At 52.9% G+C, this 26,773-nt stretch carries 25 protein-coding genes; 13 read left to right on the forward strand and 12 right to left on the reverse strand.

Features of this window, described 5'->3' with window-relative positions:
* Window positions 1-203: 203 nt before the first annotated feature.
* The 7 genes from tpiA to petC all read right to left on the reverse strand — a co-directional run bounded on the left by tpiA (window position 204) and on the right by petC (window position 6,994).
* Window positions 204-935 carry a triose-phosphate isomerase gene (tpiA, locus tag RHK62_RS06250; RefSeq protein WP_206201478.1) on the reverse strand — a complete coding sequence of 244 codons (732 nt, stop codon included), beginning with the start codon at window positions 933-935 and terminating at the stop codon, window positions 204-206.
* 96 nt (window positions 936-1,031) lie between these two features.
* On the reverse strand, window positions 1,032-1,349 hold the full coding sequence (locus tag RHK62_RS06255) for a hypothetical protein (protein WP_310453450.1): 318 nt from the start codon (window positions 1,347-1,349) through the stop codon (window positions 1,032-1,034).
* 93 nt (window positions 1,350-1,442) lie between these two features.
* Window positions 1,443-2,207, reverse strand: coding sequence for a MinD/ParA family protein (locus RHK62_RS06260; RefSeq protein ID WP_149817487.1), 765 nt, complete (start codon window positions 2,205-2,207; stop codon window positions 1,443-1,445).
* 118 nt (window positions 2,208-2,325) lie between these two features.
* Complete coding sequence (locus RHK62_RS06265) at window positions 2,326-4,062, reverse strand: ABC transporter ATP-binding protein (RefSeq protein WP_302679094.1); 1,737 nt, start codon at window positions 4,060-4,062, stop codon at window positions 2,326-2,328.
* 3 nt (window positions 4,063-4,065) lie between these two features.
* The gene (gene mnmE / locus RHK62_RS06270; protein WP_310438387.1) at window positions 4,066-5,475 is read right to left on the reverse strand and encodes a tRNA uridine-5-carboxymethylaminomethyl(34) synthesis GTPase MnmE; all 1,410 of its coding nucleotides are present in this window, start codon (window positions 5,473-5,475) and stop codon (window positions 4,066-4,068) included.
* A 21-nt stretch (window positions 5,476-5,496) separates the two neighbouring features.
* Window positions 5,497-6,432 carry a cytochrome f gene (gene petA, locus RHK62_RS06275; protein ID WP_149817480.1) on the reverse strand — a complete coding sequence of 312 codons (936 nt, stop codon included), beginning with the start codon at window positions 6,430-6,432 and terminating at the stop codon, window positions 5,497-5,499.
* Between the two features lie 19 nt (window positions 6,433-6,451).
* Window positions 6,452-6,994, reverse strand: a complete 543-nt coding sequence (petC, locus tag RHK62_RS06280) for a cytochrome b6-f complex iron-sulfur subunit (RefSeq protein ID WP_310438386.1) — start codon at window positions 6,992-6,994, stop codon at window positions 6,452-6,454.
* A gap of 114 nt (window positions 6,995-7,108) precedes the next feature.
* On the opposite strand from petC, the gene RHK62_RS06285 reads away from it, so the two are divergent.
* From RHK62_RS06285 to RHK62_RS06300, 4 genes are all read left to right on the forward strand, one after another.
* Complete coding sequence (locus RHK62_RS06285; RefSeq protein WP_149817476.1) at window positions 7,109-7,429, forward strand: DUF3067 family protein; 321 nt, start codon at window positions 7,109-7,111, stop codon at window positions 7,427-7,429.
* 229 nt (window positions 7,430-7,658) lie between these two features.
* Window positions 7,659-8,144, forward strand: coding sequence for an allophycocyanin subunit alpha (gene apcA, locus RHK62_RS06290; protein WP_149817474.1), 486 nt, complete (start codon window positions 7,659-7,661; stop codon window positions 8,142-8,144).
* Window positions 8,145-8,203: 59 nt separating this feature from the next.
* Window positions 8,204-8,689: an allophycocyanin subunit beta gene (gene apcB / locus RHK62_RS06295; RefSeq protein WP_149817471.1), complete on the forward strand. Its 486-nt coding sequence runs from the start codon at window positions 8,204-8,206 to the stop codon at window positions 8,687-8,689.
* Window positions 8,690-8,831: 142 nt separating this feature from the next.
* Complete coding sequence (locus RHK62_RS06300) at window positions 8,832-9,035, forward strand: phycobilisome linker polypeptide (protein ID WP_206201483.1); 204 nt, start codon at window positions 8,832-8,834, stop codon at window positions 9,033-9,035.
* A gap of 144 nt (window positions 9,036-9,179) precedes the next feature.
* Here the strand turns inward: RHK62_RS06300 and RHK62_RS06305 are convergent, their stop codons facing one another.
* Together RHK62_RS06305 and tatC are read right to left on the reverse strand one after the other, a co-directional pair.
* On the reverse strand, window positions 9,180-9,515 hold the full coding sequence (locus RHK62_RS06305; protein WP_024125880.1) for a carbon dioxide-concentrating mechanism protein CcmK: 336 nt from the start codon (window positions 9,513-9,515) through the stop codon (window positions 9,180-9,182).
* A 195-nt stretch (window positions 9,516-9,710) separates the two neighbouring features.
* The gene (tatC, locus tag RHK62_RS06310; RefSeq protein WP_149817467.1) at window positions 9,711-10,529 is read right to left on the reverse strand and encodes a twin-arginine translocase subunit TatC; all 819 of its coding nucleotides are present in this window, start codon (window positions 10,527-10,529) and stop codon (window positions 9,711-9,713) included.
* A 312-nt stretch (window positions 10,530-10,841) separates the two neighbouring features.
* On the opposite strand from tatC, the gene mfd reads away from it, so the two are divergent.
* Window positions 10,842-14,270 (forward strand): transcription-repair coupling factor, encoded by a 3,429-nt coding sequence (gene mfd / locus RHK62_RS06315; protein WP_302679096.1) that lies wholly within the window; start codon window positions 10,842-10,844, stop codon window positions 14,268-14,270.
* Here mfd and rfbD read toward each other — a convergent pair.
* The gene (rfbD, locus tag RHK62_RS06320; protein ID WP_310438384.1) at window positions 14,267-15,160 is read right to left on the reverse strand and encodes a dTDP-4-dehydrorhamnose reductase; all 894 of its coding nucleotides are present in this window, start codon (window positions 15,158-15,160) and stop codon (window positions 14,267-14,269) included. The two genes, mfd and rfbD, sit on opposite strands and share 4 nt — an antisense overlap.
* 62 nt (window positions 15,161-15,222) lie before the next feature.
* On the opposite strand from rfbD, the gene RHK62_RS06325 reads away from it, so the two are divergent.
* On the forward strand, window positions 15,223-17,157 hold the full coding sequence (locus RHK62_RS06325) for an AarF/ABC1/UbiB kinase family protein (protein WP_310453451.1): 1,935 nt from the start codon (window positions 15,223-15,225) through the stop codon (window positions 17,155-17,157).
* On the opposite strand, the gene RHK62_RS06330 is transcribed toward RHK62_RS06325, so the two are convergent.
* Window positions 17,093-18,223, reverse strand: coding sequence for a hypothetical protein (locus RHK62_RS06330; protein ID WP_310453452.1), 1,131 nt, complete (start codon window positions 18,221-18,223; stop codon window positions 17,093-17,095). The genes RHK62_RS06325 and RHK62_RS06330 overlap by 65 nt on opposite strands.
* A gap of 101 nt (window positions 18,224-18,324) precedes the next feature.
* On the opposite strand from RHK62_RS06330, the gene RHK62_RS06335 reads away from it, so the two are divergent.
* From RHK62_RS06335 to RHK62_RS06360, 6 genes are all read left to right on the forward strand, one after another.
* On the forward strand, window positions 18,325-20,511 hold the full coding sequence (locus RHK62_RS06335; RefSeq protein WP_310453453.1) for an argonaute PAZ domain-containing protein: 2,187 nt from the start codon (window positions 18,325-18,327) through the stop codon (window positions 20,509-20,511).
* Window positions 20,512-20,921: 410 nt separating this feature from the next.
* Window positions 20,922-21,230 carry a carbon dioxide-concentrating mechanism protein CcmK gene (locus tag RHK62_RS06340; RefSeq protein ID WP_011056791.1) on the forward strand — a complete coding sequence of 103 codons (309 nt, stop codon included), beginning with the start codon at window positions 20,922-20,924 and terminating at the stop codon, window positions 21,228-21,230.
* Window positions 21,231-21,317: 87 nt separating this feature from the next.
* Complete coding sequence (locus RHK62_RS06345; protein ID WP_011056790.1) at window positions 21,318-21,659, forward strand: carbon dioxide-concentrating mechanism protein CcmK; 342 nt, start codon at window positions 21,318-21,320, stop codon at window positions 21,657-21,659.
* Entirely contained in the window at window positions 21,659-21,958 is a 300-nt protein-coding gene (locus RHK62_RS06350) for a EutN/CcmL family microcompartment protein (protein WP_149817455.1), read from the forward strand. Before RHK62_RS06345 ends, RHK62_RS06350 begins: the two co-directional genes overlap by 1 nt.
* 18 nt (window positions 21,959-21,976) lie before the next feature.
* Window positions 21,977-23,935 carry a ribulose bisphosphate carboxylase small subunit gene (locus RHK62_RS06355; RefSeq protein ID WP_302679101.1) on the forward strand — a complete coding sequence of 653 codons (1,959 nt, stop codon included), beginning with the start codon at window positions 21,977-21,979 and terminating at the stop codon, window positions 23,933-23,935.
* Window positions 23,936-23,956: 21 nt separating this feature from the next.
* On the forward strand, window positions 23,957-24,619 hold the full coding sequence (locus RHK62_RS06360) for a hypothetical protein (protein WP_302679102.1): 663 nt from the start codon (window positions 23,957-23,959) through the stop codon (window positions 24,617-24,619).
* Here RHK62_RS06360 and rlmD read toward each other — a convergent pair.
* Window positions 24,602-25,951: a 23S rRNA (uracil(1939)-C(5))-methyltransferase RlmD gene (gene rlmD / locus RHK62_RS06365; protein WP_206201491.1), complete on the reverse strand. Its 1,350-nt coding sequence runs from the start codon at window positions 25,949-25,951 to the stop codon at window positions 24,602-24,604. The genes RHK62_RS06360 and rlmD overlap by 18 nt on opposite strands.
* Before the next feature lie 129 nt (window positions 25,952-26,080).
* Between rlmD and RHK62_RS06370 the strand changes: the two genes are divergently transcribed.
* The gene (locus tag RHK62_RS06370; protein WP_206201492.1) at window positions 26,081-26,605 is read left to right on the forward strand and encodes an alpha/beta hydrolase; all 525 of its coding nucleotides are present in this window, start codon (window positions 26,081-26,083) and stop codon (window positions 26,603-26,605) included.
* Window positions 26,606-26,773: the final 168 nt, after the last annotated feature.

Raw genomic sequence — 26,773 nt, forward strand, 5'->3', positions numbered from 1 at the left:
AAACGATAACAGTTGTAATAAGTCGCTCGCTCCGACCCTTTTCTTGGCTACATACACAGCATTGCGCTCTGGAGTCGTAGTGCATGCCATGCTTGGGAAAGGGCTGTATGTTGATATCTTTAAGTTTTTCTGCGCAGAGGGCAGTGCGCGAGCTCTTGGATCAGATGTGATCTAGGGCACTGGCGCCGAACTCAAAGTCATGTTCAAAGGAGCTTGTAATTAACGATACGCCCAAAACTCTCCGGCTGCAAACTAGCGCCACCCACTAGCACCCCATCAATTTCTGGCTGCGCCATGATCGCATCAATGTTGTTGGCATTGACCGAGCCACCGTACTGAATGGGGACATCGGGATTCTGTAACTTGCTGCGAATCAGGCCAATGACACGGTTGGCTTCCGCTTCTTCACAGGTATCGCCCGTACCGATCGCCCAAATGGGTTCGTAGGCAATCACCAAATTGCTCTGATCGACATCCACCAAGTCCAGGGTCAACTGCTGAAGGATGTGGTTTTCAGTTTCCCCAGCATCCCGTTGGGCTTTTGTTTCACCGACACAGAGAATGGGGGTCAGGCCATAGTGTTGGGCAGCCTTGAGCCGTTGGTTGACCGTAGTATCGGTTTCCCCAAAATACTGCCGCCGCTCACTGTGGCCAACAATCACGTAGCGCACGCCCAACTCCACCAGCATCGGTGGCGAAATTTCCCCTGTAAACGCCCCTTGATCCGCCCAGTGGACATTTTGGGCACCCAGCTTCACCCGCGTTCCGTGCAGACTCTTGGACAATACACTTAAACAGGTGTAGGGAACACAGAGCACCACCTCGCGATCGCTGGGGGTGTCCACCAATTTCCCTAAGAACTCCTGTAGGAAGGCCACCGCCTCCTGTTGAGTTTTGTGCATTTTCCAGTTGCCAGCAAGAACTTTTGGGCGCACTCGTCCTGACTTTCCTCTGCGAAACTTAGCGTAATTAAGCGTACCACACGAGTTGCCTCATATAATTAGAGGTTTAACTGAGGAAGTGGCTCAGACTTAACCCAGCTTGTCCCAAACCGCCGCAATTCGGGGAGATTGACGCTTGGGTTGCACGCGCGGAGTCCGCCGTCCGAGTTTGACTTGGTAGGTGTCGTTGTCAACTGTCACATAGCCGAGTTGGCGAACCTCTGCGAGGGTGGCACTGACCTCTTCCGCAGACCACTGCAACTGCTCAGCCAATTCTGGCACGGTGAAGGGCGTTGGCTGGCGCATCATCAGTGTCAAGAGCGATCGCTGGCGATCGGGCAAAACCAACAAATCTGCTGGATTGAGACCCCCACCGCAACCACTGCTAGCATTTTGACTGTCTATCATTGGCAATGTTCCTCAATGGCAGTGACTGGCAGTGGCACTCGAGAAGGATCAAAAGGATCAAAATTCAGTCAGTCTCCTTACTCCTAGGCTACCCTAATCCAACAGATGCTGCACAACACTCCTGACAACGAGACTGTAGGGATGCTCAGGGTAGCGTAAACAGAAAATATCGCTGCTCCCCAGTTGAAACATTTCTTCACAAACAGGCAAGATACCCGCAACGGGCACACCATAGGTCGTTTCCACCTGCTGCTTGAGGGAGTCCTTATTAAAGGCGCTGGGGACTTTGTTCACCACCATCACCATTTTGGGCACATCCAGCTGCCGCGCCACATCAACCGTGACCGCTGTTCCTTGAAAGTCTTGGCGATCGGGTCGCAGAATCAGCACCAAGGCATCGGAGACTGTAATCGAGAGCAGCGTTTCCTCATTCAGCCCTGGGTGGGTATCAATGAGCAAAAAGTCGAGATTCAGCCCTTGGAGCAACTGCTGAAAACCATCATTGAGCAAGCCGACATCGTAGCCTTCCCGCAGCACACGGGTAATTTCACTGGTTTTGAGGCTAGAGGGAATGAGATAGATTGCTCCTTTGGCTTGCTGGCCGTGAGCCGTAATCAGATGGCTGACATCCCGCGCCACATCAGTAATTTCACAGCGTCCCCACAGGTAGTCATTCAGGGCATGTTCCGTATCTTCCGACTCAAGGCCAAAGAGCACATGGATACCGGGGGATTGAATATCCGTGTCCACGATCGCCACCCGATAGCCCAAGGTTGCCAAGGTACAGCCCAGATTTGCTGTTGTATTTGACTTGCCTGTGCCACCACGAAAAGAATGCACAGAAATAATGCTACCCATGAGCTGTCCTCGCTGCTCTGAACAATTCAACGTCTATTTTCACATCCTGCCGTCGAGGAAACATCTCATCCCAAATTCAGAAGATAGAATCCAAACGGCCAGCCCATCAGACAAGGGGTCATTCCGCGTCTTGGAAATACTGCTGGGCGTAGAACTGGGCGTAGCGGGCAGACTGGGCAAGTAGTTCTTGATGGCTGCCACTTTCAATGATCCGCCCCTGCTCTAAGACAAGAATGCGATCAGCGCGACGAACCGTGGCCAAACGGTGGGCAATAATAAAGACGGTGCGCCCCTTCATTGCCTTTTCGAGAGCACTTTGCACCAAGGCTTCCGATTCAGAGTCCAAAGCAGAGGTGGCCTCATCCAAGATCAAGATACGCGGATCGGCATAAACTGCACGAGCGATCGCCAGTCGTTGGCGTTGACCCCCAGAGAGATTAATCCCCCTTTCCCCGACCCATGTCTGATAGCCATCAGGAAACTGAGTAATAAAGTCATGGGCATTGGCGATTTTGGCGGCCTCAATCAGTCGCTGCCAATCCGGTTCAGAGTAACCAAAAGCAATATTTTGGGCAATACTGCCTGAGAAAAGAATCGTTTCCTGAGGAACAATGCCAATTTGCCGCCGCAGGCTTTTCAGGGTCACAGTTTTAATGTCAATGCCATCAATCAAGACTTTTCCCGCTTGGGGGTCATAAAACCGGGGCAACAGGTTAACAATGGTGGATTTACCTGCTCCTGAATGTCCCACAAGGGCAATCACCTCGCCCGGCTCCGCCAAGAGATTAAAGTCCTTGAGCACGGGACGCTCTAGATCATAGCCAAAGCACACATCTAGGTATTGCACTTTGCCAGAAATGGGGGGTAGGGGCTGCGCATGGCTCATTTCCTTGATCGTGGGTTCGAGAGCCAACAGGCCAAAGCTACGCTCCACCGACGCCTGTGCCATCTTGAGTTCATTGTAATCAGCAGAAATCATATTAATGGGTTCCATCAGTAGCGCTACTGCGGCAACAAAGCTGAGGAACTGCGGCCCTGTGAGATGACCGGCATTGATTTGCCACGCCCCCAAGATAAACAGCAGCATAATGCTCAGAGCCTCAAGAAACCCCACCACCGGGTATTGCATTGACTTAATGCGTTCTGCACGGTAGCGAGCACGACGGTTCATATCAGCCTGCTGTTCAAACTGCTCTACAGCATAGTCCTCAGCCGCAAACGCCTTAATCAGACGAATCCCCGAAAAAATCTCCGTGAGGTGGGAGGCCAAATCCGCAATGCGGGCTTGACTCAGGCGCGACTGTCGCAACAACCGATTGCCAAACCAAGCGATGAGAAACGTCATCAGTGGCGCAATGATCATCGTCCCCAATGTCAGTTGCCAGTTGAGGTAGAACATATAACCAATGACGGCAACTGTGGTTAAAGTTGAGGGGATGAGGCGATGAAAACTGCTATTGACCATGACGCCAATGCGATCCACATCCTCAGTGAGGCGGTAGGTGAGATCGCCGGTCGCTGCCTTTTCAAAATAGTCCACCCCCAAACGATGCAGATGACGGTACAGCCGCACCCGAATGTCATAGACAATCCGTAGGGAAATATCGGACATTAGGACATCTTGGCCAAATTGGCAAAAACTACGACCGACAAACAGCAGCGAGGAGGCGGCACACCATTGAATCAGGCCTATCAAATCCCCTGCCCCGATGAGCTTCGCCGCTTGGCCAATCAGGTAGGCGATCGCCGGCATGGTCGAGACGTAGCCGAGGGTACACAAAAAAGCGACCAGCAACCGTCGCCGATAGGGAAGGATATAAGCAAGTAACGGCCGGTAGCTGGTATTCCAAAGCATGGGCTATTTTCCAATGCAAAAACGGCTAAAGATTTGTTCTAGCACAGACTCCGTCACCTCTTCCCCGGTTAGGGTACCAAGGGCACGAGCGGCAGCATGCAGGTCAATTGTCCAAAAATCGAGGGGGAGTTGGGCATCAATGGCCGCAAGCACATGATTCAGGGATTGGTGAACCTGCTCCAAGAGCGCGGCTTGACGTTGGTTGATGGCAAAGTCTAGGTTGGCGGCGGTAACCCCTTGGCCTTGGACAAGGTCTAAAATGGCGTCCTCGAGAGACTCAATTCCCCTTTGACTGAGGGCCGAGAGCAGCACAGTGGGAATGGGGGCAATGGGCAATGGAATATCTTGAACCTCTACGGTTTCGCTGAGGAGATCAGCTTTATTCAAAACCACCAAGACGGACTGAGGCGCTTGCTGCCGCCGCTGCTGCAGCTCGAGTTGGTCGTAAATCTCCTGATCGGCGGCTGTCCACCCTTGACTGGCATCAATGACAAGGAGGATGAGATCAGCACTGGCTGCGGCTTGGCGCGATCGCTGGACGCCAATTTGTTCGACAAGGTTATCGGTCTCGCGAATGCCTGCGGTATCAAGTACTTGGATTGGAATGCCACCGACAACCAATTGGGACTCGACAATATCGCGGGTGGTGCCGGGTAAATCTGTCACAATGGCGCGATCGCTACGGCTCCAAGCATTGAGCAGACTCGACTTACCGACATTGGGGCGACCCACAATGGCCACTTTTAGCCCAGTGCGGATCAGTGCTCCCCGTTCTGCTGTGGCCAAAAACGCTGCCACTTGGTGTTGCAGCTGGCGAATGTCCTCAGCAATGGCTGCGGGGTCAAGGGGGGGTAGCTCGTCCGTAAAATCGAGTCGCGCTTCAATTTCCGCCAAGAGGGATAAACAGGTCTGACGAATCTGCTTGAGGGGGCGGGCGAATTTTCCTGTCAGACCCGCCAAAGCAATTTGAGCGGCGGTTGTGGATTGGGCGGCCACCAGTTCAGCCACACTTTCGGCTTGGGTGAGATCAAGGCGACCGTTGAGGAAGGCGCGCAGCGTAAATTCCCCCGGCTCGGCGAGGCGTGCTCCGGCGGCGACACACAGTTGCAGCACGCGCTGGACAGGGATGAGGCCACCATGACAGTGAAATTCCACCACATCTTCGCGGGTGTAGGAGCGGGGCGCCAGCATTAACAGCAGGAGCGCTTCATCGACCCGTTCCCCAGTTTGGGGGTCGCGGACATAGCCATAGAGAATACGATGGGATTCCCAAGGCTGCTTGCCGGGGGCTTCAAATAAAGACTGAGCGATCGCGACTGCTTTGGCGCCTGAGAGACGGACAATGCCAATACTCCCTTGCTGGGGCACAATAGCCGTGGCGATCGCCACAATCGTGTCATGAAGGGATTGCACTAGCGTTGGCGCTATGACGCCCTAGAGACTCATCTCGGCGGCTTGCACTTTCTCGACCTGTTTCTTCTTCAGAACCAGCAGAATCTGCGAGAGGGTGATGGCGGCAAAGAAGACCAACAGCCACTTAATGCGGTTGGGATCCTGCAGGACAATTTCCGTATCCTTTTGCCCAAAACCACCCACATTGGGATTGTTGGTGAGGGCTTCACCCGCTGCCACCGTTTGGCCTTCACTGACAATGAGGTCAGGGCCAGCGGGAATGGTCTCTGTCACTGCTTCACCACTCTCGGGGGTGATCACCACCGCAGTACTGCCATCGGGGTTAGCGGTAATACTGGTAATCGTGCCCGCGATCGGTGCAGTAAAGACGTTATTGTTGCTCTTTTCACCATTGGGATAGACTTGGCCGCGACCGCGGTTGCCCCCAGCGTGAACGGAGTATTTACCGAAGTGGATCGATTTATCCGTGGCAGGGTTGGGGGCGAGGACGGGGAAAACAATTTCCTGATACTGCTCACCCGGTAAGGGCCCCACCAGAATAATGTTTTGCTTGTCCTCACTGTAGGGCTGGTAGTAAATGCCGCTGGTTTTGGCTTGTAACTCCTCGGGAATGCGATCGGGAGGAGCAATTTTGAAACCCTCGGGCAGCATGAGAACTGCACCGACATTCAGACCGCCCTTAGAGCCATCCCCCAACACCTGTTGCACACGGGTGTCGTAGGGAATTTTCACCACGGCTTCAAAAACGGAATCGGGGGTGACGGCTTGGGGCACTTCCACTTGGGTGGGTTTGGCGGCGAGGTGACAGTTGGCACAGACAATTCGCCCGGTCGCTTCGCGAGGACTGTCATAGCCCTGCTGCGCATAAAATGGATAGGCCTGTGCTTGCGGTGACCAAAGAAGCACACTGGCGGCAAGGGCGATCGCCAGCGTCAACGATTTGAAAAAGCGTTTCATACCACTCCCTAATTTCTTTTTACGTCCACCAAGGTTCTTTGCCCGTGCGGAAATCGGTTTCCGTCCAAGGGGTAAACACCAGTTTGTCATCTTCGGTAACCGTGGCATTCACCAGTGCCAAGGAGAGGGGAGCAGGGCCACGCACCACTTTACCTGTGTTGTCGTATTGAGAGCCGTGGCAGGGGCAAATGAACTTGTTTTCACTGACATTCCAAGGCACCACGCAGCCAAGGTGAGTGCAGACGGCATTCAAGCCGTAATTGGCAATTTGGTGATCCTCAGTAACAATCACGTAGGTGGGATCCCCTTTAATCCCTTGGGCAAGGGAGCGATCGCCCGGCAGGTGCTTCGTCAGGTAGTCGGAAACCTTAATATCGTTGCCTAATGCATCCTTGGCAACCACACCACCACCCGTGCCGCCACTGGAGGGCGGAATGAAATACTTGACGACAGGGTACAGAGCGCCCAACGCTGTACCGGTAATGGTACCAAACGTCAGCAGGTTCATAAACTGTCGCCGCCCCATATCGGGCACATCAGACATTCCAGAAACTTGAGCCATGGTTTACGCTTATTTACTAAGGAATCGAAACGAACAGCCGTAAAATAATTACGTTTGTTAACTATTATCACACTGTCCGAGCCGTCCTAGCCGCAAGGGCTGAAATTCTTGCCAATGCTGACGCCCCTCACTGGTGATGAACTCCATGCCTTGCTCCTGCGCAAATGGGGGCGCTCCTTTGACCTTCAGTTTCGCCGCGTGGGCGATCGCATCTTTTTGCAAGTGATGTGGCGTTACCTCGAGCAGGCCTCCTATCCCGATACGCCTGAAGATTATGCCGCCCACCTTGGAGCCATCGCCCAGCACCTCAATGACTGGGGCTGTGCCCAGCAAGTTTGCACCTTTATTGAGACCACCCGTGAGAAACCCCGCCTCGGCAAAGCGGTGAATATTCCCCTCAACCTTGGCACCCGCATTATCGAATGGCTGGAATAGCTGCCCTTAGCAGATTTTTGAAAAAATGTTAAGAATGTTAAAAAGGATTGCGATGATGTGGGAGATGTCCCCCCTATGCCTGAGAATGTTTGCGGAAGGTTACGTCAGCCCGTCGGGTTCATCGCCGTACCTATCTCTCCTACAGGAGTGCGGTGAATCGTAACATTCCAATGGCAAATGCCACATTATCAAGACCCTTGTTTTACAATTCCAACTTTGGAGGAACTCAATGAGCGTCGTCACGAAATCGATCGTGAATGCAGATGCCGAGGCCCGTTACCTCAGCCCCGGTGAACTGGATCGCATTAAAAGCTTTGTCAGCACCGGCGAGCGCCGTCTGCGCATTGCCCAAACCCTGACCGAAAACCGCGAGCGGATTGTCAAGCAAGCGGGCGATCAACTCTTCCAAAAACGGCCTGATGTGGTCTCCCCCGGTGGCAATGCCTACGGTGAAGAAATGACCGCCACCTGCCTGCGTGACCTCGACTACTACCTGCGGCTTGTGACCTACGGTATTGTTGCGGGTGATGTCACCCCCATCGAAGAAATTGGTTTGGTGGGTGTGCGTGAAATGTACAACTCCCTCGGCACCCCCATTCCTGCCGTGGCCGAAGGGATCCGCGCCATGAAGAACGTTGCTTCCTCGCTGCTGTCTGCAGAAGATGCCGCTGAAGCCGGTTCTTACTTTGACTTCGTGATTGGCGCCATGCAGTAGGTCGCCTCAGCATCCTTTATTGATCCATCATCCAAATCAGTTTTTGAGGAAAAAGAACTATGCAAGACGCGATTACCGCTGTCATCAACGCCTCTGACGTGCAAGGCAAATACCTCGACACCGCCGCCATGGAGAAGCTGAAAGCTTACTTCGCAACTGGCGAACTGCGGGTGCGGGCTGCGACCGTGATCAGCGCCAATGCCGCCAATATCGTCAAAGAAGCAGTGGCCAAATCTCTGCTCTACTCTGACATCACCCGTCCCGGTGGCAACATGTACACCACCCGTCGCTATGCGGCCTGTATCCGCGACCTCGACTACTACCTGCGCTATGCCACCTATGCCATGCTGGCTGGGGATCCTTCCATCCTCGATGAGCGGGTGCTCAATGGGTTGAAAGAAACCTACAACTCCTTGGGCGTGCCCATCGCTGCCACTGTGCAAGCCATCCAAGCTATGAAAGAAGTCACCGCCAGCTTGGTGGGTGCCGATGCCGGCAAAGAAATGGGCATCTACTTTGACTACATCTGCTCTGGCTTAAGCTAAGTACAGCTCTCCAGTCGCACATCTGTCTGGGAGTTAGGGGTTAGAGTGTCAGCCTGTCATGGCAATTGTGCTTAAACAGTCTGAGTCTGGCCTTTAGCTCCCAGACGTGTAATCACCCTACACAGATTTGGAGTCCCATCCCATGCGCATCTTCAAAATTACCGCCTGTGTGCCGAGTCAAACCCGTATTCGCACCCAGCGCGAACTGCAAAACACCTATTTCACAAAACTGGTGCCCTACGAAAACTGGTTCCGCGAGCAACAACGCATCCAAAAAATGGGTGGCAAAATTGTGAAAGTGGAACTGTTTACGGGTAAGCCGGGGGTCAACACTGGTCTAGCCTAGGTACCCCTCTAAAACTGTTTCCTAGCGATTTTGAGGCTTCACTGTTGAGATAGTTGATTGGGGGGGTGCTCCCTTCTGAGGCAATTATCTGGGCGGTGGAGCTTTGCTCATTAGAGAAGCTTTAGAGAACTTTTCCCAAGGCTGCTAAACGAGAAAACGCTCCCAGCCATCGCCATATTGGAACCGCATTTTCGGGAAAACGGCCTCTAAATTCTCGTGGGGGCGCGGGATCACCGTTGACGACAGATAGAGCGTTTTTTCCTTAGGACTTTGAGCTGGAATTTTCTTGGCGGCTTCCACACCCGCTGCAACCGCAATTTGCACTTCAGAAACGTCGCCGCGCACAATAATCGTCAGGCGAGCACCACTGACCACTTCATAGCCCACAAGGGTAACACGCGCCGCTTTCACCATGACATCGGCAACGGCTAAGGCAGGGGGATGACCCAGTACTTCTACCATCCCAAGGGCAATGGGCATGAAGACCGCTCCTAAACACAAAAATTTGTTAAAGTAATGCCATTCTTGCGATCGCGAAGGGATGCACTAATTTGGCAACATCAGCATATCATCTCTATTGAGAGCCTTGATAAGTTCGAGGGGCGATCGCGATAATTGATTTTTATCGCCAAAATCATCTTTTCTGATTGAGTCTTTTTTGAGGGTATTGCAAGTTTAAGCCTCAGAACGCCCCACCCCCATCAGCTTGGCCAAGCCAATCCCCGTAAAGTAGAGGGCAAGCAGAGCACCCGCCAACAGTCCTTGAGTAATCGGATCAATGGAGGGGGTCAAAACCGCTGCCACGGCTACGGCAATAATCACCACGTAGCGCCATTGGCTGAGCATTTGCGGGATGGAAACAATGCCGAGGGCAATGAGTACCAACTGGAGAATCGGGACTTGGAAGGCAAGGCCGGTGGCAAGGAGCAATAGCAAAATAAAATCCACATAGCGATCGATCGACCACAGTTGCTCAACCACATCTGCCCCATAGTTAATGAAAAAGCCAAGGGCTGCGGGTGCCAAGAGGGTATAGGCAAAGGCCAAACCGGCAATAAAGAGAATGGATGAACCAAAAACCACCGGTGCCAGCAAGCGTTGCTCACGTCGTGTCAATCCCGGCAGGATAAAACGGATGGCTTGGTAGAGAATCATCGGTGTCGCTAGGAGGATGCCACTGTAGGCCGCCGCTTTACAGGAGACAAAAAAGTACTCCCCCGGACTTAGTTGCAGGAATTTCGCACCATGGGCTGGTTTTTCAAGGAACTGAATGATCCAGCGGACTTGGGTAAAGCAGAGAACAATGGTGACAGCAACAGTGCCGAGGACAACAAAGAGCCGCTGTCGCAACTCCTCAAGGTGATCCCAGAGGGACATTTCCACTTCATTGGGCAGTTCATCCTCAGGGTCAATGGGGTCGCTTGCCTCAAGGGTGCTGTCAACAATCGCTGAGGATTCTGGAGCCGGACTATCAATATCGGGCGATCGCGTCATTCAATCTCTGCAATTCCTACTCTTTCACAATTATGAAGGAAGTGCCGACGGGGTTCCACCCTCTCTTCAGCAGTGATGTAGCTCTTTTTACAGGGATGGCACACACTGAAAACAGCCAAAGCAGCTACCAAACAGGAGCATCCCCCCTTCTTTACCCCCTAATTGTCGAAAAGCGCTTTAGCTAGAGTTTTCTGAATCCTTGTCCTGCTTTTTACAATGATAGGAGAGCGTAAGAATTATAATGCGTTAGCGCTGCCCCAAGGGGTCGCAATTCAATTCTGCAATCTTGATCACCTGCACTGACACTCGTCTATGTCCTTAATGGCAATTCCCCGCAGTTGGGGTAAGCTGCCGCTGACGGCTGAACTGCTCAGCAAATTACAACACCAACGGGAACTGATCCTCACGGGGATGCCCCGCCTTGTCAAGGGCTTTGTGGCCACCACATTGGCGCAGCAGAGTCAGCAATCGCTGTGTGTGATTACTTCCACCTTAGAGGAGGGGGGACGCTGGGCGGCGCAATTGGAACTCATGGGTTGGGAGGCGGTGCTCTTTTACCCGACATCGGAGGCCTCTCCCTATGACCCCTTTGACTTGGAAGCGGAGATGGTCTGGGGGCAACTGCAAGTTCTAGTCGAGAGCGATCGCCCCAATATTGCAATTGTCACCACCGAACGGGCACTGCAACCCCATTTACCCCCACCAGAGCAGTTTCGTGCCGCCTGTCTAACTTTAGAGGTGGGTCAAGAGCACTCCCTAGGGGAAGTGGCTACTGCCTTGGCAGCCCTTGGTTATGAGCGGGTTTCTCTCGTGGAAACGGAAGGTCAGTGGAGTCGGCGCGGCGACATTGTGGATATTTTCCCCGTCTCGGCGGAGCTACCGGTGCGCTTGCAGTGGTTTGGCGATGAGATTGAGTCCATTCGCGAGTTTGATCCGGCCAGTCAACGCTCCCTACACACCGAGGGCGATCGCCTTGATGCCCTTGCGCAGGTAACCCTGACGCCCATTAGTTTTACTCCCCTGATTGCCCAAGCCCTGCGGGCAGCAGATCACGCCCATCTCATTTCGGAGGATCAAGAGGGATTGCGGCGCTATCTGGGGGTGGCTTTTCCGCAACCGGCTTCGCTCTTGGATTATTTGCCTGCCCAAACCCTCATTGCCGTGGATGAGCCGCCCCTCTGTGCTGCCCATGGCGATCGCTGGTATGAGCACAGTCAAGCCTACTGGCAAAGCCTTGAAACGCCACCCCCCCCCATTCATCGTCCGTGGTCAGCCAGTGCCCAAGCCCTCGAGCGGTTTCAACGGGTGCACCTCTACGAACTGGCCAGTGAGGGACTCGGTCTCAATTTATCAGCACGGGCGGTTCCAGCCATTCCCCACCAATTTGGTCGCTTGGCGGCAACCCTGCGGGAGGAACGGGACAAGGGGTACACCGTGTGGTTGGTCTCTGCGCAGCCGAGTCGCTCTGTAGCCCTGTTGCAGGAGCATGATTGCCCCGCCCAGTTTGTGCCCAATCCCAAGGACTTTCCGGCCATTGATAAGCTGCAACAGCAGCGACTGCCCATTGCCCTCAAGGCCAGTGGTCTAGCGGAAATTAGTGGCTTTATTTTGCCTACGTTCCGCACGGTGCTGGTGAGCGATCGCGAGTTCTTTGGCCAGCACAACCTAGTCAACCTTGGCTATGTGCGCAAACGCCGCCGCGCTGCTGCCAAACAGGTGGATCTCAACACGCTTCAGCCGGGGGACTACGTCGTCCATCGCCAACACGGCATTGGTCAGTTCCTGCGCCTAGAAACGCTAACGATTAACAACGAAACCCGCGAGTATCTCGCCCTGCAATATGCCGATGGCATTCTCCGCGTTGCTGCCGATCAACTCAACAGCCTCTCCCGCTACCGCAAACAGAGCGATGGCGTTCCCCAACTCAATAAGTTAACGGGCAACACTTGGGAACGTACCAAAGCCCGGGTGCGTAAGGCCATTAAAAAAGTAGCGGTGGATCTGCTGCAACTCTATGCTCAACGTGCCCAACAACAGGGCTTTGCCTTCCCTCCAGATACACCGTGGCAGCAGGAAATGGAGGACTCGTTTCCCTATCAGCCCACTCCGGATCAACTCAAGGCCATCCAAGAGGTTAAGGCCGATATGGAGAGCGATCGCCCCATGGATCGGCTGGTCTGCGGTGATGTTGGCTTTGGCAAAACCGAAGTGGCCATTCGCGCTATTTTCAAAGCCGTGATGGCAGGCAAACAGGTGGTGGTTCTTGCACCCACAACGATTCTGACGCAGCAGCATTACCACACCCTCAAGGAACGCTTTGCCCCCTATCCCATTCAAGTGGGACTCCTCAACCGCTTTCGCAGTGAGCGGGAGCGCCAAGACATCCTACAAAAACTCAAAACCGGCGAAATGGATGTTGTCGTGGGCACCCATCAACTCCTGAGCAAAACCGTTAAATTTCGGGACTTGGGGCTACTGGTGGTGGATGAGGAACAACGCTTTGGCGTCAACCAAAAGGAGAAAATCAAAGCCCTCAAAATCCAAGTGGATGTGCTCACCCTCAGTGCAACGCCAATTCCCCGCACCCTCTATATGGCTCTGTCGGGGGTTCGGGAGATGAGCCTGATCACCACACCACCCCCCTCGCGGCGCCCGATTCAAACCCACCTTGCCCCCTATGACCCAGAAACGGTGCGCAGCGCGATTCGCCAAGAACTGGATCGGGGGGGTCAAGTTTTCTATGTCGTGCCGCGGGTTGAGGGGATTGAGGAGGTGGCGGCAAAGCTGCAAGGGATGGTGCCCAGTGCCCGCATTCTCATTGCCCATGGTCAGATGCCCGAAGGGGAGCTGGAATCGACGATGTTGGGGTTTAGCAATGGCGAGGCCGATATCCTTGTCTGTACGACCATCATTGAGTCCGGCTTGGATATTCCCCGCGTCAATACGATTTTGGTGGAGGATGCGCAGCGGTTTGGCTTGGCACAACTTTATCAACTGCGGGGTCGGGTTGGCCGAGCGGGCATTCAAGCCCATGCGTGGTTATTTTACCCCCGCCAAGAGGTGCTGACTGAAGCGGCACGCCAACGACTGCGGGCAATTCAGGAGTTTACCCAACTGGGATCGGGCTACCAACTGGCAATGCGAGACATGGAAATTCGCGGTGTGGGCAATCTCCTAGGGGCGGAGCAGCACGGTCAACTGGACAGTGTTGGCTTTGATTTGTATGTGGAACTGCTCGAGGAGGCGATCGCTGAAATTCGTGGCCAAGAGATTCCCACCGTTGACGATACCCAAGTGGATCTCAATGTCACTGCCTTTATTCCCGCCGACTATATGCCCGATTTGGAGCAAAAGATGGCCGCCTACCGCGCGGTGTCCGCTGCAACGACAAAAGAAGACTTGATGCAATTGGCGGCAGAGTGGAGCGATCGCTATGGGGCATTGCCCAAATCAGTTCAGCAACTGCTGCGGGTTGTGGAACTCAAGCAACTGGCACGGCAGTGTGGCATTAGTCGCATTCGCCCGGAAGGCAAGCAACATGTGATCTTGGAAACTCCGATGGCGGAGCCAGCATGGAAACTGCTCCTAGAGCAACTGCCCACCCATCTCCAAAGTCGGTTTGTCTATAGTCAGGGCAAAATTACCGTGCGGGGTCTAGGGACGCAACCGGTGGAGAAACAACTGGCGCAACTCATCGACTGGTTCAGCCAAATGAAAACAACCGTTGCAACAACCCCCTAAAGCACGGATTGCGGATCTAGTTGGTCTAAAAGGGGCTGAAGAACCGCTTCCCAAGGGGGGAGGGGAGTCCCCAAAACCGCCTCCAACTTCTCGCAGTTGAGGGTGGAAAAGGCGGGTCGCTTGGCCGGTGTCGGATACTCACTGCTGGGAATCGCCTCTAGGGTGGCAGTTGCATAGCCCTTGGCACGCAGGTGATCAAAAATTTTTACCGCAAAGCCATACCAACTGGTACTGCCGCGGGGCGTCAGGTGATAGAGACCGCTCAGGGAGGAATCCACCTGCCAGTGTTCCAGCAGTTGATAGGTGACTTGGGCAATGAAGGGGGCAGCCGTGGGCGTACCGATTTGATCGGCAACGACCCGAACCACAGGACGGGTTTGAGCAAGGCGAACCATGGTGCGCAAAAAGTTCTTGCCCCGCAGGTCATACACCCAACTGGTGCGCAAGATCAGGTGGGCGGGGTGATGGGTGGCGATCGCCTGCTCTCCTAGCCACTTACTATAGCCATAGGCATTGAGGGGGGCAGTGGCATCCGTTTCGCGATAGGGTCGCGACTGCGTACCAGCAAACACATAATCCGTTGAGTAGTGAATCAACAGCCCTCCCAAAGAGGCCATCGTTTCTGCCAAAAGACCCACAGCTGTGCCATTAATCCGTTGTGCCCGTTCCGGTTCCTGTTCCGCCTGATCCACGGCAGTATAGGCCGCCGCATTGATGACCACATCGGGGCAAAGGGTTTTTACTAGGTTGGGAATGGCCTCTAAATCTTCCAAGTCCAGTGTTACGGCAGTGCCTTGGCGAGCAATGGGAATGACTTCTACCCCTTGGGGAGCCTGCTGCACCAATTGCCAGCCCACCTGCCCCGTTGCCCCCAAAATCACTAGCCGCATTTTCCGCCCTCCCTGATGATGAACTGATTGTTAAAATACTTTAAGAGTTTGCGCGACTGCCCATGAATACGGCAATTGTCCCCAGTGATTCCGCGCCCCAAGAGATTGCGATCGCGGCTGAAACCCTTCCCAATGATCCGGAGACCTTTCAACCCTATGATCCCGTGGCCATTGGTGCCTACTACCGGCAGCGACCTTTACTGGTCTTCAGTCGCTGGTTGCGGATTCTCTGGCCAGTGTTTTGGCTGCTCTTTAACCGTTGGTGGGACAGGGTCACAGGCCAAAGTAAACAAAATCAACACCAGCGAGCGATCGCCCTGCGGGAAACCCTCACCCGCCTTGGACCAGCCTATATCAAAGTGGGGCAAGCCCTCTCCACTCGTCCGGATCTCTTGCCAGCGGTCTATTTGGAAGAATTAACAAAACTCCAAGATCAGTTGCCACCCTTCCCCAATGAAGTGGCCTTTCAGTTTATTGAGGAGGAACTGGGCGCCCCCCCCAGTGAGCTTTTTGCTGAACTGAGTGATCATCCCATTGCGGCTGCCTCCTTGGGACAGGTGTACCGGGGCAAACTCCACAGTGGCGAAGAGGTGGCCGTCAAAGTCCAGCGTCCCGGCTTGGCAGAAAGTATCACCTTGGACATTTACATTCTGCGGGGGGTGGCCTATTGGGCAAAACGCCTGATCAAGGAGATTCGCAGTGATTTAGTGGCCATTCTCGATGAATTTGCTGGTCGCCTCTTTGAGGAAATGGATTATACCCAAGAGGGACGGAATGCCGAACGCTTTGCCCGTCTCTATGGCCACCTCACCGATGTCTATATTCCCAAGATTTACTGGAATTATACGCGGCGGCGGGTGCTCACCATGGAGTGGGTGACGGGGGTCAAACTCAACCAACCGCAGCAAATTCAAGCCTTGGGGATTGATCCGCGCTACATGGTGTATGTGGGGGTGCAGTGCTCCCTGCGGCAGTTGCTCGAACATGGGTTTTTCCATGCTGATCCCCATCCAGGGAATCTGCTGGCCATGCCTAGCGGCAAATTGGCCTATCTCGACTTTGGCATGATGAGTGAGATTGCCCCAGAGCAGCGCTATGGCTTGCTGAATGCCATTGTCCACATTGTTAACCGTGAGTACGAAAGCCTTGCCTACGACTATGTTCATTTAGGGTTCCTAACCCCCGATACAGATCTGGAACCGATTATTCCGGCGCTGGCCTTGGTCTTTGAGGATGCCTTGGGGGCGAGTGTCTCGGAACTAAATATCCAACGCATTTTCGATCGCCTGTCAGAGGTGATGTACGAGTATCCCTTTCAGGTGCCTGCCTATTATGCCTTGATCGTGCGATCGCTCCTGACCATGGAAGGGATTGCCATGGGCGTTGACCCCAACTTTAAGGTACTCAGTGCCGCCTATCCTTACATTGCCAAACGACTGCTCACGGATCCTGCCCCAGAGCTGCGCACAAGTCTCACGAACCTGCTCCTCAAGGATGGTCAATTTCGCTGGACGCGCCTAGAAAATCTGCTGCGCAATGCCCGCGAGAGCCGTGACTATGACTTTAATGTGGTGCTGGAGCAGGCTTTAGATTTTCTCTTTTCGGAGCGGGGAGCGGAGTATCGCGATCGCCTAGCGGATGAAATTGTCAAGAGCCTTGACACGTGGGCACGGACAACCATAGGGCAATGGAACTTGGTGCAACTCTTACCCCTCGTCACCCGTCCCGTACCAGCAACGGCAAGTTCTAATATCATCAGTGAAGCCAATGCCCTAGAGCATTTGCGCCGCATTTTCAGCATTTTGCAGGATACCCCCGGCTTTGACTGGGGCAAAGTCATCCCTGCAATTCTGCGGATTATTGTGCGCCCAGAGGTACAGCAAATGGGTCAGCGTATTGTCAACGGCCTCCTGCAACGGGCGATCGCCCGCTTTATTCGGGAGATGTTGCTGGCGGACTCGCAGCCGGCGCTTCAGACGACGAGTTTGTCTCGCTAGGTTCTGGGGATACGGGCGGTGGTGCTTCTTCAGTGGGGGTGGGTGCTGGTGAGGCTTCACTCGCAGGGGATGGTCTAGCCTCTGGTTTTGGTGTTGGTGGTAGCGTTGCCGGTGCTGGCATGGCAGGCTGTGGTCTTGGGGTGGCAGCAGGTTGCTGACCTCGGCACACTTCGGGGCGATACTCAAAAGCAAAGGTGAGCGCTAGGGCTTGGTACTGCCCTGTGGCCTCAAAGGATTGCTGACGTACCCGTTCTAGGGCGGCTTGATCGAGGAGTACAGAACCACTGCTGCGAATAATCTGGGGATTGCGGGTGAGCAAACCCGTTTCTGGGGCGGCATTGGCAGGCAGCAATTGCCCTTGGGGAGTGACCACCACCGCAACAGTTGTTTCCCCCTGCAGGCGATCGCCACAGGCCTCTTGGGGATAAAAGTCCGTGATCCGCTGGGCTAAATTCACTTGTAGATTCGTCGTATTGAGGGTCAATCGCGTTTGATTCAACCACCGCGATAACGCTGCTGCCGCTTCGCCTTCTGTGGTTGCTAGGGGTTCTTCAGGGGTGGGTTCAGGCGTAGGCGTCGGTGAGACGAGTTCCGGCGCAACGGCCACCTCTTCATTCGGGGTTGTCGGGATAACGGGTAAGGGGCGGGCGGGCGGGGGCAATTGCCATAGCGGCGGCAAAGGTTGCAGCGGTACTGGATTGGGTAGGGGCGGCAGTTCCGTCAGCGGCGGCAAGGGGGGCAGGGGTGCCAAGGGGGCAAAGGAAAGAGGGGGTGGCTCAATGCCTGTAAACGGTAGAGGCGGTGGTGCGGTCGTGGCAAGGGGCGGCAGTTCCGTGGGCAAGAGCGGTTCAATCGAAGGTAAATCCGCTTCGAGTTCCGGAGAAAGGCTGACCAAGGGCACCAGTTGATCACTGGCCAACTCTGGCGGTGTGGGTTCGGGCACCCGCACAAAGGAAAGAATCACAGCGTGCAGCAGAATTGAACTAGCGATCGCCAGTCGTGTTGGCTCCCACACTGGCCACTGGGAAACCCTTTGCCAAATGGGTTGCATTGGTAGCCGCAGCACCCCAGATCCTCCACACCAATATTCATGACAATTGTATCTCGGCTGCTTAAATTTGTAACAAGACTTGCTATAATCATCCACATTTGCATTCTCTGTGAATCATGTTCGCCCAATTTCGAGAAGTTGAAGTTATACTCAATCGTTTTTTTGTGAAAAATCTGACTCAACAGGATCTCACATTTTATGAATACCAATGCCAATTTACTCAAGTGCCAGAGGAAGGTAGCGAGCAAAAAGCCCTTTCCAGCGTTTGCTACAAACTAGGTGTAACTGCTGTTCGACTAGGGAACCGCATTATTACAAGGCAGCCTATTGATACTAGTAGGAGGCAAACTCAGGATTGGCAGTTACAAGAAATAGAATGTAGAGATCTGAGTTGTCAAAAAGATCACGAAAGGCAGGCACTGGAATCCTTTGAACGCAAAATCCTAGAGTGCAAATTAAAAGAAAAATTTAACAAAACCAGAATTGAAAAAGATTACGAAGTCGGATTGATTTGGTGGATTCCTGCTGAAGAAGGGGTAGAAAAAAGGGGGGATGGCTGGGAAGTACATAGAGGTAGAGCAATCAACGTTAGAATTGAGCCAGATGGAAAATTATACTTGGAAATTGATATTCATCATCGCTTTTATACTCCATTTACACTTGAATGGTGGCTCAACGAATACCCCGATATTCAGATCAAGTACGTCAGAAATACTTACGAAGATAAAAAAGTTTGGATTCTTGAAGATTTTTCGAATAAAAGTCCAAATGACGTAGAAATAAAAGAACTCGGAATCAGTTTAGCGGATTACCACCGTCGAAAGGGTGCATCTGAAGAAGAAATAAATGAATCACGTATTATAATTGTTAGAAAAACTAGTGACTATAAAGCTAAGCCAGTATATCATCTATCTCAAAGACTATCACCAGTTCTCACAGTGGAAATTTTAGCACAAATTACTGAACAAGGCAGAGAAAAAAGTGAAATTCAAGGTGTGTTTGACTGCATTAGGAAAAACATTAACCTGCGTTTGTCGGAATCCCAAAAAACAGCCGAACTCATTTTCAAACACATCTATAATCTTAGTTGTCAACCAGAGCCGATCAAAGTTAACGGGTTTGTCATGCCTCGCGCAAAACTATTAGCTCGCAATAATAAAGAAATTGACAAAACAGCTAAAATTAGCTCCTTTGGCTGTGCAAAAATTGGTGAAAAGAAATTTGGTTGCCTTAATCTTTCTGATGATAAAACTGAATATCCAGAAGAAGTACGCAAATGCTTACTGGAAATAGCGAAAAATAGTGGCACCCAGATACAAATAGACTCCTATTTTACCAAAAGCGAATACCCGGAAGGTTATCTGGCTCAACAAAGATTCTGGCAGCAATGGGCTGCTCAAGAAATTAAAACTGTCTTAGTGGTGATGCCCTGGTCACCCAATGAAGAAAAACAGAAATTGCGAAATCAAGCATTAAAAGCAGGTATAGCAACTCAGTTTATAGTGCCAGTTAATGTAAATAATTATAAATCTCTCAATGTTTGCCTAGGGCTGTTGTGTAAAGCCAAGTGGCAGCCTGTCTATCTAAAACCATTAGATCATCCTGAAGCTGCTGACTTGGTTATCGGTTTTGACACAGGTACAAATGGAAGACTGTACTATGGCACTTCTGCTTTTGCAGTTTTAGCCAATGGTCAAAGCTTGGGTTGGGAGTTACCACATGTGCAACGGGGAGAAACTATCTCTGGCCAAGCAATTTGGCAAGTTGTGTCTAAGCTAGTGCTTAAATTCCAAGACAATTGTCATTCCTACCCTAAAAAGATACTACTGATGCGTGATGGCCTTATTCAAAAAGGGGAATTTGAGCAAACAATCGAAGAACTAAATAAAAAAGATATTGCTGTCGATATTCTCAGTGTCCGTAAAAGTGGCTCAGGCAGAATGGGACGTGAGATTTGTTCAACTGATAGCAAAGTAACCTATCAGGACGCTGCAGTGGGTACTGTTGTCTTGTTCGAGGAAACGAACTCATTTATTTTACAAAGTAGCGAGGAGGCAAGCAAGAAAAAATATGGAGGCAGTGCTAGACCGTTGCGCGTTGTGCACACCCATGGCAAGACCCCTTTAGAACTACTGGCTTTACAGACCTATCATTTGACTCAATTGCATCCTGCTAGCGGATTTTGCTCTTCTCGACTGCCTTGGGTACTGCACCTCGCCGATAAAAGTAGCAAAGAGTTTCAGCGCATCGGTCAAATCAGCGTTTTACAGAATATTGATCGAGAAAAGTTAATTGCTGTTTGATGGAACAATAGATTTTAATCTAGCAAAATACAGGGCAACATTGAAATACCTTATGCAGTCTGCCCAAACGCCGGCAGAACCCTCTTAATCAAGCAATCAGTCTATGAGAAGGTAACCAGTTTTAGATAAAATTCTATGGATTAACTGATTCATACTCACCTGCCTTGAGCTGAAATAGGGGTCAAGGGCTTAAAATTAGGTTTGATAATACGAGAAACTAGAAAATATTATCAATCATTATATTGTCAAAAGAAACCCCTGACCCTATGCTTGTTTTAGAAATAATGAGGACGGTGATTAACGTTACGATAACAATCGGCTATCCCGTCATTATTTTCTGTAGCGATCGCTCTGATTGCAACTCTAGCTTTTGTACTGCTTACCCTTATTCTAATTAGGAGAGCTTACTCATGCCAATTGCTGTGGGAATGATTGAAACGCGCGGATTCCCCGCCGTCGTCGAAGCAGCAGACGCAATGGTAAAAGCCGCTCGGGTCACCCTTGTGGGCTACGAGAAAATTGGGAGTGGTCGGGTCACCGTGATTGTGCGGGGTGATGTCTCCGAGGTGCAAGCCTCAGTGGCTGCCGGGGTCGATTCTGCCAAACGTGTCAATGGCGGCGAGGTACTGTCTACGCACATCATTGCTCGTCCCCACGAAAACCTTGAGTACGTATTGCCCATTCGCTATACCGAGGCAGTGGAGCAATTCCGAAACTAAGGGGTTTGGCAGTTGGGTGGAGTTTTCAGTTGCATCGCTTATCGATCCTCTAGTTCTTAACTTGTCTGACGTTTAGGAGTTATTACAATGGCAATTGCCGTCGGTATGATTGAAACCCTTGGTTTCCCCGCAGTGGTGGAAGCCGCAGACGCAATGGTGAAAGCCGCTCGCGTTACCCTTGTGGGCTACGAGAAAATCGGCAGTGGTCGGGTCACCGTGATTGTCCGTGGTGATGTCTCTGAAGTGCAGGCTTCGGTGGCGGCGGGGGTCGAAAACGTGAAGCGTGTGAATGGGGGTCAAGTGCTCTCCACCCACATCATTGCACGTCCCCACGAAAACCTCGAATACGTCCTGCCCATTCGCTACACCGAAGCGGTGGAACAATTCCGCGAAAGCGTTAGTGGCATTCGTCCGATGGGTCGCCCATAGTGAAAATCGCGCGAGTGTGCGGCACCGTTACCAGTACTCAAAAAGAAGACACCTTAACGGGAGTCAAGTTTCTCGTCTTGCAATATTTGGGTGAGGACGGCGAATTTTTACCCGACTACGAAGTGGCTGCAGATACGGTGGGTGCAGGACAGGATGAGTGGGTATTGGTAAGCCGAGGCAGTGCCGCCCGCTGTATTATCAATGGCACCGACAAACCCATTGACGCAGCCGTTGTCGCCATTATTGACACCGTAAGTCGGGATAATTATTTGCTCTACAGCAAACGTACCCAGTATTAGCATTGGAGACTTCTCCCTATGGCGGTTCAAAGCTATGCGGCACCTCCGACGCCGTGGTCTAGGGATTTAGCGGAGCCAGAGATTGCCCCCACGGCTTACGTCCACTCCTTTAGTAACCTCATCGGCGATGTCCGCATCAAAGATTATGTTCACATCGCACCCGGCACGTCCATTCGTGCCGATGAAGGAACGCCCTTCCACATTGGCTCCCGCACCAACATCCAAGATGGCGTTGTCATCCACGGCCTCCAGCAGGGACGGGTGATTGGCGATGATGGCCAAGAGTATTCTGTCTGGATTGGTGATAATGCCTCAATTACCCACATGGCGCTGATCCACGGCCCTGCCTACATTGGCGATGGCTGTTTCATTGGCTTTCGTTCGACGGTCTTTAATGCTCGGATTGGCGCAGGCTGTGTGGTGATGATGCATGTCCTCATTCAGGATGTGGAGATTCCACCGGGAAAATATGTGCCTTCAGGAATGGTGATCACGACGCAGCAGCAAGCCGATCGCCTGCCGAACGTGGAAGAGTCGGATATTCACTTTGCCCAGCACGTGGTTGGCATCAATGAAGCACTGCTATCGGGGTACCAGTGTGCTGAGAATATTGCCTGTATTGCCCCGATTCGGAATGAACTCCAGCGTCAAGAAGACCCACCCATCCTACACGTTGAAACGCTCACCGGGGAAAAGAACACTATGACCGCAGATTATGGGACTCATGTCCGCCAATTGTTGCAGCAGGGATACCAAATCAGCTTGGAATATGCCGATGCGCGGCGGTATCGTACGAGCTCTTGGCAGAGTTGCCCGACGTTGACGGGACGGCAGGAGTCTCAAGTGATGGCGGCGATCGCCCAACTCCTCAAGGAACACGAGGGTGAGTATGTACGCCTGATCGGCGTTGATCCCAAAGCCAAGCGTCGCGTTTTCGAGGAAATTATTCAACGCCCCGGTCAAGCTGCTGTGACTAGTTCTAGTAGCTATCGTCCTAGCGCAACCGTGAGTGCAGCCCCAGTGGGTTCCTTGGATGCCTCCGTTGTGGCTCAGGTGCGGCAGTTACTTCAGCAGGGCTATCAAATTGGCACAGAGCACGCTGATGCTCGCCGCTATCGCACTAGTTCTTGGACTAGCTGCGCCCCCATTCAATCCAAAGAGGAACGGGAAGTGCTCGCCGCCCTTGAGGCCTGCCTCCAAGAACATGCAGGGGAATATGTGCGCTTGATTGGTATTGATCAAAAGCAAAAGCGGCGCGTCCTTGAGCAAATTATTCAGCGACCCGATGGCGCGGTGGCGATCGCCACAAAAGCAGCAACCCCAGCGGCTACTAGCCCTGTCTCCGTCAGTTCGGCCAGCAATGAAACCGTTCTCAGCGCCGATCTCCTGAACCAAATTCAAGACCTGTTGCGCCAGGGCTGCCAAGTCACCACCGAGTATGCCGACCAGCGTCGCTTCCGTACCAGTTCTTGGCAAAGCGGCATCAAAATTACCTCAGCGCAGCAGCTCAATGACCTCAGTGCCTTCCTTGCCGAGCACCAGCGGGACTATGTCCGCCTCGTAGGTGTCAATCCCCAAGCCAAACAGCGGGTACTGGAAACGATTATTCACCGCCCCAATGGTAAAACCGCCAGCAATGGCAGTAGCACCCGTGGTCAAGGGTTCGCACCGCGCCCAACCGCCTCTAGTCAAGGGAGCACTAGCAGCCACAGTCTCAGTCAAGAGGTGGTTGAACAAGTACGGCAACTGCTACAACAGGGCTATACCCTCGGCCTAGAACACGTGGATGCCCGTCGCTACCGCACCAACTCTTGGCAAAGTGGCCCCCGCATTGAGGCCAAAAATCTCAATGAAGCCCTTGCTGCGATTCAGGCTTGCCTCCAAGAATACAGTGGCGAGTACGTGCGGCTGATTGGCATTAATCCTGCCGGTAAGCAGCGGGTGGCCGAAATCCTGCTCCAACAGGCTGCTAAGTAGCCCTCCCTGTGAGGTGCCCCAATGCCCCTGCCGCCTTTAGCCCTGCCCCCTTCACCTGCGGTTCGCATTGTTGGTGATGTGGTGGTGGATCCCCAAGCCGTTTTGGCACCCGGGGTGTTGCTTTGGGCAGAAGCAGGGGCTTCAATTCGCATTGCCGCAGGTGTCTGTATTGGTATGGGCAGCGTCATTCATGCCCACGGCGGCACCATTGAAATTGGCGAAGGGGTCAACATTGGCGCGGGCGTGCTGCTGATTGGGGCAGTGACCGTTGAACCCCATGCCTGTATTGGCGCCAGTACCACCGTGATGCAAACAACGATTCCGTCTGGTGCTGTGGTGGCCGCTGGTTCGCTTCTTGGTGATAGTAGTCGCCGTTGGCAGCCCCCCACAGAAACGAGTCCCCTCCAAGAGAGTGCCGTTTCCTCTGAGGATCCTTGGCAAGAGCCATCAACAACTGCCGATACTGCAGAGAATTCCACGCCAGAGCAGCAGGAGTCTACAGCCTCTCCCTCTAGCCATCAGGAAAGTCCAACCGCCGCGCCACCAGAGACAAGCACTTCGCCAACAGCTAAGACCAGCGTGGTCTATGGCCAAGCCTACGTTAGCAAGATGTTTGCCAAAATGTTTCGCGTAGAGCCAATCCAACCCACTGGGGAGAATCCTGCCCTAGGAAGTAGTCAGTAAAGCAACCGTTTCTACATGGGCTGTTTGCGGAAACATATCGAGGGGCTGAATTTTGGTTAGTTGATAGGCACCGGTAGCGCAGAGGTGAGCCAAATCCCGTGCCAAGGTGGCAGGGTGACAACTGACATAGAGAATGCGCGGCGGACGGTGGCGGAGAATCGCCTCAAGAACGGGGCGATCGCACCCTTTGCGCGGTGGATCAAGAATTAGCACATCCACGGCCTGATCGGACTGGGGTAGCCACTCTTCTGCTCTGGCACAGAAAAAACGAGCATTGTTAATACCATTGTGTTGGGCGTTGGCGATCGCCTGTTGTACCGAAGCAGGATGCACTTCCACACCAATCACTTCAGCGACAGCGCCGGCAAGGGGTAGGCTCAGTGTCCCGACTCCACAGTAGAGATCGACCAGTCGTTCGTGACCTGTTGGGGCAATCCACTCTCGCAGGGTGCTAACCAGTTGCTCCGCTTGCGCCGTGTTGACTTGAAAAAAGGTGGTCGAAGCAATCTGAAACCTCACCCCTGCCATCTCTTCCCAAAGGTACGATCGCCCCGCCAATACCTGGGTCTCGTCACCAAAGATGCGATTTCCCACTTGATGATTGAAGTTGACACAGACCCCCACCACCCCTTGAAACTGCTGTAACCAACCTTCTGCCTCTGCCTGCAAGCCAGCGGGTAATGCCCCCGCAAGCACGAGGGTAATGAGCTGCTCCCCGGTACGCTGACCAATGCGCAAGCCCAAGTGGCGCAACCCCGGTTCATGGGTCTGCTCGTTGTATATCGGCCAAGGTTGTAACGCTTGCTTCAGGGCAGCCAAGAGCGGATTGAAGCGCGGATCTTGCACGGGACATTGATTCAGGTTTACTAGGTGATGGGAGCCTTTTTGGTAATAGCCCGCAACCACGGTACCATGGCGGCGACCGAGGGGGTACGTCACTTTATTGCGATAGCCAAAGGGGTTAGGGGCAGCCAAAATCGGTAGGAAAATTTGCGGTTTCAGATGAGCAATGCGAGCGATCGCGTCCTTCACCAGTTGTTCTTTGGCCGCCAATTGCGCCCCATAGGCCACCCGCTGCCACTGACAGCCGCCACATTTATCCGCCACAATACAGCTTGGCCGCACCCGCTGCTCTGAGGGTTGCACCACCTCCAAGACCTTGCCGTGGGCATATTGCCGCTTGACATGGGTCAGTCGCACCCGCAGGCGATCGCCCGGAACCGTATCCGCCACAAAAACCACCCGATCCTGCCAGCGTCCTACCCCCTCCCCCGTGTGGTTCAAGGAGTCAATTGTTAGCTCAATGGTGGCGCCCTGCTGCCAAACGCTCATCAATTTACGTCTAAGCCTACTAAACGTTAGGGATAAGTTAAGGAGAGCCAGCAAGCTCTATTTTCGCTGCTATACTGCTAGCGGTGCAATCCGACGTTTGTACTGAAGTGATTTTGGAGTCGATCCCCTATGCTGAAGCGTCTTTCGCCTTGGTTACTGGCACTGGCACTACCCGTGGGTGCCCTTTTCACCACCCCTGCCAAAGCAGCTAACTTTGTCTCCCTCACCTATGGTCCTTTTCAGCGCTCCTTCCCGATGTCGGAGCTAGAGGAATTTGTGTCCACTCAAGAAGCTACGGGAGAATTGCGAGCATTGATGCGGATGGTTTCCAAAGATGACCAAGCCAAGCTCCTTGAATTCTTGGGTATGCGGCTGCCCTTTAATGTTGTGCAAACCAATAAAATTTTGAGTAGTCCCATTGGCAAAGATTTACTCAAACAATTTTCTCAGGTCACGATTCGCCGCGATAAAGCCGGTGAAGTGGCTCTCCGTGGTGCCATGCTCACTGCCGCTGCTTCTCCGGAAGGGTTGAGCATGATGTCGTTTTTGAAAAACTATCCTGCTGAAACCATCAACCTTGATTTGCGCAAGCTCAACCAAATGCTCAAGAAACAAGATGGCATTATGAGCATGCTCGGGAAACTGCGCCCATAGCGCTAGACGATTGACGAAGAGTTAAAATTAACGATTCCAGTGCAGGGGCAAAGAGGCTCCTGCATTTTTTAGCAATCTACCAAAATTCGCCGTAGTACTCCGTCTATACCGCAAAGCGGTTAGGTGGTGGTGAGGTGGCGGGCGACCGCAGGGAGCAGTCACTCAATC

Source organism: Thermosynechococcus sp. HY213 (assembly GCF_031460975.1).
Taxonomy (GTDB): domain Bacteria; phylum Cyanobacteriota; class Cyanobacteriia; order Thermosynechococcales; family Thermosynechococcaceae; genus Thermosynechococcus.

Excerpts from the sequence above, each read along its gene's own strand:
- RHK62_RS06335 (WP_310453453.1), top strand. The coding sequence starts at position 18,325 with ATGTTCGCCCAATTTCGAGAAGTTGAAGTTATACTCAATCGTTTTTTT.
- RHK62_RS06370 (WP_206201492.1), top strand. The coding sequence starts at position 26,081 with ATGCTGAAGCGTCTTTCGCCTTGGTTACTGGCACTGGCACTACCCGTG.
- RHK62_RS06345 (WP_011056790.1), top strand. The coding sequence starts at position 21,318 with ATGGCAATTGCCGTCGGTATGATTGAAACCCTTGGTTTCCCCGCAGTG.
- RHK62_RS06285 (WP_149817476.1), top strand. The coding sequence starts at position 7,109 with ATGCTGACGCCCCTCACTGGTGATGAACTCCATGCCTTGCTCCTGCGC.
- petA (WP_149817480.1), bottom strand. The coding sequence starts at position 6,432 with ATGAAACGCTTTTTCAAATCGTTGACGCTGGCGATCGCCCTTGCCGCC.
- RHK62_RS06265 (WP_302679094.1), bottom strand. The coding sequence starts at position 4,062 with ATGCTTTGGAATACCAGCTACCGGCCGTTACTTGCTTATATCCTTCCC.
- RHK62_RS06340 (WP_011056791.1), top strand. The coding sequence starts at position 20,922 with ATGCCAATTGCTGTGGGAATGATTGAAACGCGCGGATTCCCCGCCGTC.
- RHK62_RS06355 (WP_302679101.1), top strand. The coding sequence starts at position 21,977 with ATGGCGGTTCAAAGCTATGCGGCACCTCCGACGCCGTGGTCTAGGGAT.
- rlmD (WP_206201491.1), bottom strand. The coding sequence starts at position 25,951 with ATGAGCGTTTGGCAGCAGGGCGCCACCATTGAGCTAACAATTGACTCC.
- RHK62_RS06325 (WP_310453451.1), top strand. The coding sequence starts at position 15,223 with ATGAATACGGCAATTGTCCCCAGTGATTCCGCGCCCCAAGAGATTGCG.
- petC (WP_310438386.1), bottom strand. The coding sequence starts at position 6,994 with ATGGCTCAAGTTTCTGGAATGTCTGATGTGCCCGATATGGGGCGGCGA.
- apcB (WP_149817471.1), top strand. The coding sequence starts at position 8,204 with ATGCAAGACGCGATTACCGCTGTCATCAACGCCTCTGACGTGCAAGGC.
- apcA (WP_149817474.1), top strand. The coding sequence starts at position 7,659 with ATGAGCGTCGTCACGAAATCGATCGTGAATGCAGATGCCGAGGCCCGT.
- RHK62_RS06260 (WP_149817487.1), bottom strand. The coding sequence starts at position 2,207 with ATGGGTAGCATTATTTCTGTGCATTCTTTTCGTGGTGGCACAGGCAAG.
- tatC (WP_149817467.1), bottom strand. The coding sequence starts at position 10,529 with ATGACGCGATCGCCCGATATTGATAGTCCGGCTCCAGAATCCTCAGCG.
- rfbD (WP_310438384.1), bottom strand. The coding sequence starts at position 15,160 with ATGCGGCTAGTGATTTTGGGGGCAACGGGGCAGGTGGGCTGGCAATTG.
- RHK62_RS06305 (WP_024125880.1), bottom strand. The coding sequence starts at position 9,515 with ATGCCCATTGCCCTTGGGATGGTAGAAGTACTGGGTCATCCCCCTGCC.
- mfd (WP_302679096.1), top strand. The coding sequence starts at position 10,842 with ATGTCCTTAATGGCAATTCCCCGCAGTTGGGGTAAGCTGCCGCTGACG.
- RHK62_RS06300 (WP_206201483.1), top strand. The coding sequence starts at position 8,832 with ATGCGCATCTTCAAAATTACCGCCTGTGTGCCGAGTCAAACCCGTATT.
- RHK62_RS06360 (WP_302679102.1), top strand. The coding sequence starts at position 23,957 with ATGCCCCTGCCGCCTTTAGCCCTGCCCCCTTCACCTGCGGTTCGCATT.
- RHK62_RS06255 (WP_310453450.1), bottom strand. The coding sequence starts at position 1,349 with ATGATAGACAGTCAAAATGCTAGCAGTGGTTGCGGTGGGGGTCTCAAT.